This window comes from Streptomyces sp. PA03-6a, from assembly GCF_033792765.1.
Lineage (GTDB): Bacteria > Actinomycetota > Actinomycetes > Streptomycetales > Streptomycetaceae > Actinacidiphila.
On sequence record NZ_JARAVK010000385.1, the window covers coordinates 1 to 5923 of the forward strand.

Here is a 5923-nt window from a genome sequence, read left to right on the forward strand (position 1 = left end):
GGGCTGGGGTCAGGTTATAAGAGCCAGCCCGCAGGCGGTGCGGGCCCGCAGATGGGCCCGCTCGCCCTGCCGCCCGAACAGGACGAGCAGTTCGACGGGGTCCTCGCCGTCGGGGCCGAGCCGGTGCGGGACGTGGGTGTCGAACTCGGCGGCCTCGCCGGCCTTCAGCACCACACGCCGGTCGCCGAGGAGCAGCAGCAGGCGTCCGGCCAGGACGTAGACCCACTCGAAGCCCTCATGGGTCTTCAACTCGGGCTCCGTGCCCGGGTGCGGCGGGATCAGCAGCTTGTGCGCCTGGATCCCGCCCGGTCGGCTCAGCGGCACGTACGTCAGGCCGTCGCGGGTGACCGGCCGGAGGTGGATGCGGGGATCGCCGGTGCGGGGCGCGCCGACGAGTTCGTCGAGCGGCACCGCGTGGACCTCCGCCAGGGTCAGCAGCAGCTCCAGGGTCGGCTTGCGGCCCCCGCCCTCGAGGCGGGACAGGGTGCTCTCGTTGATGCCCGTCCGCCCGGCCAGCTCGGCCAGGGTCATGCCGCGGCGGCGCCGCAGCTCCCGCAGCCGGGGCCCGACGGCGTCCAGCACCTCTTTCCTCGTGACGTCCACACCCCCAGGTTGCCGAAACGGCATGGGTTATTGCAAGTGCGGCAAGTGGCGGGCGGGCGGTACGCCGTCAGCCCGCCGCCAGCAGGACCGATCCCGCCAGGGCGAGGCCGGCGCCGGCCGCCTGGACGGGGCGGAGCCGCTCCCCGAGGACGCCCCGGGCCGCGAGGGCGGTGACGACGGGGTAGAGGGAGGCCAGCACGGCCGCCACCGCGACGGGGCCGTGGTGCGCCGCCACGGCGTAGGAACCGTTGGCCGCCACGTCCGCGAGGCCCACGAAGGACAGCGCGGGCAGGCTGCGCCACACCGTGGGCAGGCCGCCCTCGGGGAGCGACGGCGCGCCCCGCCGCACGGAGACCGCGAGGGCCGCCCCGCCCACGGCGACGTTGCAGACGCGCTGGACGAACAGCGCCAGGAAGAGCCCGGTCACGGTGTGGGACGCCTCCGCCACGAGCGACATGACCGCGCCGAAGCCGAAGGCCGCGACCAAGGTCATGACCACCGCCCGCCGCTGTACGGGCGCCCCGCGCAGCTCGGGCCCGCCGGCCAGGACGATGCCCACGACGGCCACCGCGATGCCCGCGTACTGCACGGTCCCGGGGCGTTCGCCGAGCAGCAGCCCCACGCTCACCGGGACCGCCACCCCCACCGTGGCCAGCGGCGAGACGACGCCCATGGGGCCGAGGGCGAGCGCGCGGTAGAAGCAGAGCATGGCGACCGGGCCGATCAGGCCCGCGGCCACGGCGAACCACAGGCGCGGGGAGGCCTCGCTCCAGCCGCCCGTCGCGACGACGACCGCGCCCAGCACGACGGCGGCCACGCCCTGGGACACGACGACCACGGTGAGCGCCGGGAAACGGCGGGTGAGGAGGCCGCCGCCGAAGTCGGCGAGACCCCACAACAGGCTGGTGGCCAGGGCGAAGACCGCGGTCATGGGGCTCCCTCGCAGTACAGTACGGTGAACAGTGCAGTACACCCCACAGTAGTGCAGTGAAGTGAACTCCAGCATTCATCATATTGGACGGTACGGTGCCGGACCTCGACCTGATCGCCCAGTCGCTCGCGCGCAACGTCAAGCGCCTGCGCCTGGAGCGGGGCTACAGCCTCGACGCGCTCGCCGCCCGCGCCGGCGTCAGCCGCGGCATGCTGATCCAGATCGAGCAGGCGCGCACCAACCCGAGCCTGGGCACCATCGTCCGCATCGGGGACGCGCTCGGCGCGAGCCTGGTGAACCTGCTGGACTACGCGGACGGGCCCAAGGTGCGGCTGGTCCCCGCCGACCAGGCCGTCGAGCTGTGGAGCACCCCCGCAGGCAGCCGCGGTCTGTTGCTGGCCGGCGGGCAGGCGCCGGGCCCGCTGGAGATGTGGGCCTGGCGGATCATGCCGGGCGAGGGCCACGACTCGGACGCGCACCCGCCGGGCACCGTCGAACTGATCCGGGTGGACAAGGGCGAGCTCACCCTCGTCGTCGACGGGCAGGAGCACCGCGTGCCCGCCGGGACGACCGCGAGCTTCGAGGCCGCGGCACCGCACGGCTACCGCAACCGGGGCACCGAGGTGACGGAGATGACGCTGGCCATCTCCGTCCCCGCCCCCCAGTGAGACGGCGCCGCCAACTCCCGGGATTTGTTAGCGTTCCGGACATGCGCGCACCCATCGGCACCTTCACCGACGTCCACCCCGCCGTGGAGAAGCTCGACCTGCTTCCGGCCCCCGTCGCGGCCGCACTGACCGCCTGGAGCGGGCAGGTGCCCGTCGAGGAGCTGCTGCTGGTCGACACCGACCCCGAGAAGGCCGACACCGCGGTCTTCACCGAGACGTACGGGGTCGCCCTGGAGCAGTCCGCGAACTGCGTGGTCGTCGCGGGCAAGCGCGGCGGGGAGGTGACGCTCGCCGCCTGCGTCGTCCTCGCCACCACGCGGGCCGACGTGAACGGCCTCGTGCGGCGTCATCTCGGCGTCCGCAAGGCCTCGTTCGCGCCGATGGACACCGCCGTGGGCGAGAGCGGCATGGAGTACGGCGGCATCACCCCGATCGGGCTGCCCGCCACCTGGCCGCTGCTGGTGGACGCGGCGGTCGCGGACACCCCGTACGTGATCATCGGCAGCGGCCGCCGGCGCGGCAAACTGCTCGTGCCCGGCAAGGCGCTGGCCTCGCTGCCCGGCGTAGAACTGCTGGAAGGGCTGGGACTCCCCGCGTGACGGATCTGCTGGACCGCCTGGAGCGCTACTACGACGCCGTGCCCCGCGCGGGCGCCCGCGCCGAGGAGCACGGCCCGCTCACCCTCTTCGTGCGCGAGGGCGTCGGCTGGCCCTTCTACGCCCGCCCGACGCCCGGCGCCGACGGCACCGTCTGCCGGGCCGACGTCGACCGGGTCCGGGCCCGCCAGCGCGAGCTGGGCGTGCCCGAGTGCTTCGAGTGGGTCGCGGAGACCACCCCCGGCCTCCGGGAGGCGGCGCAGGCGTCCGGCCTGGCCGTGCACGAGCACCCGCTGATGGTGCTGGATCCGCGCGTCCCGTCCCCGCCGCCGCCGGAACTCCCCGCGGACGTCGGCGTACGGCTGCTCCGGCCCGGCGACCCCGCGCTGCCCAGCGCGCTCACCGTCCCGCACCTGGCCTTCGCGCAGCCCGGCACCGCCGTCGGCACCGCCGGGCGGGCGGAACTCGCCGCCGCGCTCCCGCTGCACGCCGCCCCGGGACTCGTTGCGACCGCGGAAGCCCGCCTGCGGGCCGGGCTCACCGTCCACGCCGCGGCCGTCGAGGACGGCACCGCGCTGTGCGCGGGCCAGTACAACCCCGTCGGCGAGGTCTGCGAGATCGTCGGCGTGGGCACCCTGCCCAGCGCCCGCCGCCGCGGCCTGGCCCTCGCGGTCACCGGCGCGCTCGTCGCCGAGGCCCGTGCGCAAGGGCTGACCACCGTGTTCCTGTCGGCGGGCGACGATGCCGTCGCCCGGATCTACGGCCGGCTCGGATTCCGCCGGGTCGGCACGGCCCTCATCGCGGAGCCGTCCGCCCCCTGACCGGCCGCCGCGACAGGTCCAGCGACAGCGGGATCGAGTGCTCGGCGAACCCCAGGCTGCGGTACAGCGGTTCCGCCTCCGGGGTCGCGTGCAGGTCGACGCGGGTCACGCCCTGCTCCGTGAACCACGCGAGCAGGGCCTGCGTCGTCGCCCGCGCGTACCCCAGGCCGCGGTAGCGGGTGTCGGTGCAGACGTTGAAGACGAAGCCGAACCGGCCCGCCGGGTGCCCCGGCGCGGGCAGCCGCTCCTCGACCCGGCCCACCGCGCACGCCGCCAGGTGCGGCCCGTCCGCGACCGCGGGCTCGCCGTCCACCACGAACGCCCCCAGCCACCGCGCGCCGCCCCCGCCGAGCTGCTCGCGCGCCCGCTCCCGCGCGGCCGCCTCCCAGGGACCGGGCTCGTCCCGCCCGCTCATGGCCAGGAACATCAGCCGCCGCAGCCGTACCAGCTCGGCGGCGTCATCGGGTCGGGCAGGGCGTACGGGACCGGGCATGCGCGCACGCTACAACGCGGCTAGCCGAGCCGGGGGATCTCGATCGCGGGGCAGCGGTCCATGACCATGAGCGGACCCGCGGCCCGGGTGCGCTCGTACGCGTCCTCGTCGATCACGCCGAGCTGGTACCAGACCGCCTTCGCGCCGATCGCGACGGCCTCGTCCGCGACGGCCCCGGCCAGGTCGGAGTTGACGAAGACGTCCACCACGTCGACCGGGAACGGGATGTCGGCCAGCGAGGCGTAACCCTGCTCACCGTGCACGGTCTCGGCCTTCGGGTGCACCGGCACCACGCGCTTGCCGTACCGCTGCAGCACCGCGGCGACGCCGTACGCCGCCCGCGAGGCGTTGTTGGACAGCCCCACCACGGCCCAGGTGTCCCCGAGGCCGGTCAGGATCTTGCGAACCGTCGCGTCGTCTCCGTACACGTCGTCCTCCCTCGTTCCGGTCCGCAGCAGTCAACCAGAGGACGCACCTGACTGTTCCCGTAGGGTGGCGGGGTGGTGGAGCGGTATCTGACGATCGGGCGCGAGCACGTCCACGAGAGCGAGATCAAGCGCTCGCGGTTCCTGTGCGCACTGGCGCCGGCCCCCAGTGAGGATGCGGCGCAGGAGTTCATCGCCCGTGTCCGCAAGGAGCACGCCGGGGCGACCCACAACTGCTACGCGTACGTGATCGGCGCCGAGGGCCGGATCCACAAGGCGAGCGACGACGGCGAGCCGGGCGGTACCGCCGGGACCCCGATGCTGCAGGTGCTGCTGCGCCGCGAGGTCCGCGACGTCGTCGCCGTCGTCACCCGCTACTACGGCGGCATCCAGCTCGGCGCGGGGGGTCTGGTCCGCGCCTACGGGGGCGCCGTGTCGGCGGCGCTCGACGAGCTCGGCACGGTCGAGCGGCAGAAGCTCGCGCTGGTCACCGTCGTCGCCGATCACCAACGGGCCGGGCGCATCGAGAACGACCTGCGCGCCGCCGGCCGCACCGTGCGAGGGGTCGCCTACGGCGCGGCGGAGGTGCGCATCGAGCTGGGCGTGCCGGAGGAGGAACTGGCGGCCTTCCGGAGCTGGCTCGCCGACGCCTCCGCCGGGACCGCGGGCGTCGAGGTGTCGGGCAGCGCCTTCGTGGACGTGTAGCGGGCCCGTGCCCGCGGGGAGGTCACTCGGCGTTGACGTAGGTGACCTTGCCCTTGACGGTGGCCTCGATGAAGCAGGTGCGGTAGTCGTCGATCCGGTAGTAGTACAGGGACGGCTTGTCGCTGATGATGTCGGGCTTGACGATCGCGTAGCTGAGGGTCGGGTGCTCGACCTTGCAGTCCTTGTCGGCGCGGCCCATCAGGGCCGTGAGCGCGTCCCAGCTGACGGTCTTCAGGTCGACGACGGTGTCGTCGGGATCGATGGTGCCCTTGCTGCCCCACTCCGACACCGCGCCGTCCCGGTACATGTAGCCGTCGTACACGCCGGTGTCCGACTTCTTCGGTGCCTTGAAGATCGCGTAGTCCTCGTAGACGGTCAGTTCGACCACCTTGGTGCCGCCCGAGACCGACTTCACGACGTCCGTCATCGAGCGGCCCCCGGCCACCGAGAGCAGCTTCTCGGGCGCCGCCGTGCTGGGGGCGCCGGGGCCGGAGGAGTGCGTGGCCTTGGGGGTCCCCGTGCCGCCGCCCTTCTCCCTCGCGTCGGCGGCTCCGCCGTGGAGCCCCGGGACGAGGGTGTACAGCAGGACGCCCGCGACGCCCACGGCCACGACGGCGCCGGCGGCGGCCACGACCCGGCCGGCACGGCCGCCGCGCCGGGCCGCGGGGATCGGGGTGGGGC

8 protein-coding genes and 1 pseudogene are annotated in these 5923 nt (G+C 74.4%); 4 read left to right on the forward strand and 5 right to left on the reverse strand.

Features of this window, described 5'->3' with window-relative positions; translation table 11 throughout:
- Nucleotides 1–9 precede the first annotated feature (9 nt).
- Both PV350_RS43595 and PV350_RS43600 read right to left on the reverse strand, forming a co-directional pair.
- Complete coding sequence (locus PV350_RS43595) at nucleotides 10–603, reverse strand: helix-turn-helix domain-containing protein (protein ID WP_500338919.1); 594 nt, start codon at nucleotides 601–603, stop codon at nucleotides 10–12.
- A gap of 67 nt (nucleotides 604–670) precedes the next feature.
- Entirely contained in the window at nucleotides 671–1534 is an 864-nt protein-coding gene (locus PV350_RS43600; RefSeq protein ID WP_499510426.1) for an EamA family transporter, read from the reverse strand.
- A 95-nt stretch (nucleotides 1535–1629) separates the two neighbouring features.
- Between PV350_RS43600 and PV350_RS43605 the strand changes: the two genes are divergently transcribed.
- Genes PV350_RS43605 through PV350_RS43615 form a run of 3 tightly spaced genes read left to right on the forward strand, consistent with a single transcriptional unit; the run spans nucleotide 1630 to nucleotide 3619 of the window.
- Nucleotides 1630–2202, forward strand: a complete 573-nt coding sequence (locus PV350_RS43605) for a helix-turn-helix domain-containing protein (protein WP_499516750.1) — start codon at nucleotides 1630–1632, stop codon at nucleotides 2200–2202.
- A gap of 41 nt (nucleotides 2203–2243) precedes the next feature.
- Entirely contained in the window at nucleotides 2244–2801 is a 558-nt protein-coding gene (locus PV350_RS43610) for a YbaK/EbsC family protein (protein WP_499510425.1), read from the forward strand.
- Complete coding sequence (locus PV350_RS43615) at nucleotides 2798–3619, forward strand: GNAT family N-acetyltransferase (RefSeq protein WP_500338921.1); 822 nt, start codon at nucleotides 2798–2800, stop codon at nucleotides 3617–3619. The genes PV350_RS43610 and PV350_RS43615 overlap by 4 nt, the downstream gene beginning before the upstream one ends.
- Here PV350_RS43615 and PV350_RS43620 read toward each other — a convergent pair.
- Both PV350_RS43620 and PV350_RS43625 read right to left on the reverse strand, forming a co-directional pair.
- Nucleotides 3594–4112, reverse strand: a complete 519-nt coding sequence (locus PV350_RS43620; protein ID WP_500338922.1) for a GNAT family N-acetyltransferase — start codon at nucleotides 4110–4112, stop codon at nucleotides 3594–3596. The genes PV350_RS43615 and PV350_RS43620 overlap by 26 nt on opposite strands.
- 20 nt (nucleotides 4113–4132) lie before the next feature.
- Nucleotides 4133–4540, reverse strand: coding sequence for a CoA-binding protein (locus tag PV350_RS43625; RefSeq protein ID WP_499510422.1), 408 nt, complete (start codon nucleotides 4538–4540; stop codon nucleotides 4133–4135).
- 72 nt (nucleotides 4541–4612) lie between these two features.
- On the opposite strand from PV350_RS43625, the gene PV350_RS43630 reads away from it, so the two are divergent.
- Nucleotides 4613–5242: a YigZ family protein gene (locus tag PV350_RS43630; RefSeq protein WP_500338923.1), complete on the forward strand. Its 630-nt coding sequence runs from the start codon at nucleotides 4613–4615 to the stop codon at nucleotides 5240–5242.
- 22 nt (nucleotides 5243–5264) lie between these two features.
- On the opposite strand, the pseudogene PV350_RS43635 reads toward PV350_RS43630, so the two are convergent.
- A pseudogene (locus PV350_RS43635) lies at nucleotides 5265–5923 on the reverse strand (serine/threonine protein kinase); the annotation flags it as partial.

Coding starts and splice junctions, on each gene's coding strand:
- PV350_RS43620 (WP_500338922.1), bottom strand. CDS start 4,112: ATGCCCGGTCCCGTACGCCCTGCCCGACCCGATGACGCCGCCGAGCTG.
- PV350_RS43600 (WP_499510426.1), bottom strand. CDS start 1,534: ATGACCGCGGTCTTCGCCCTGGCCACCAGCCTGTTGTGGGGTCTCGCC.
- PV350_RS43610 (WP_499510425.1), top strand. CDS start 2,244: ATGCGCGCACCCATCGGCACCTTCACCGACGTCCACCCCGCCGTGGAG.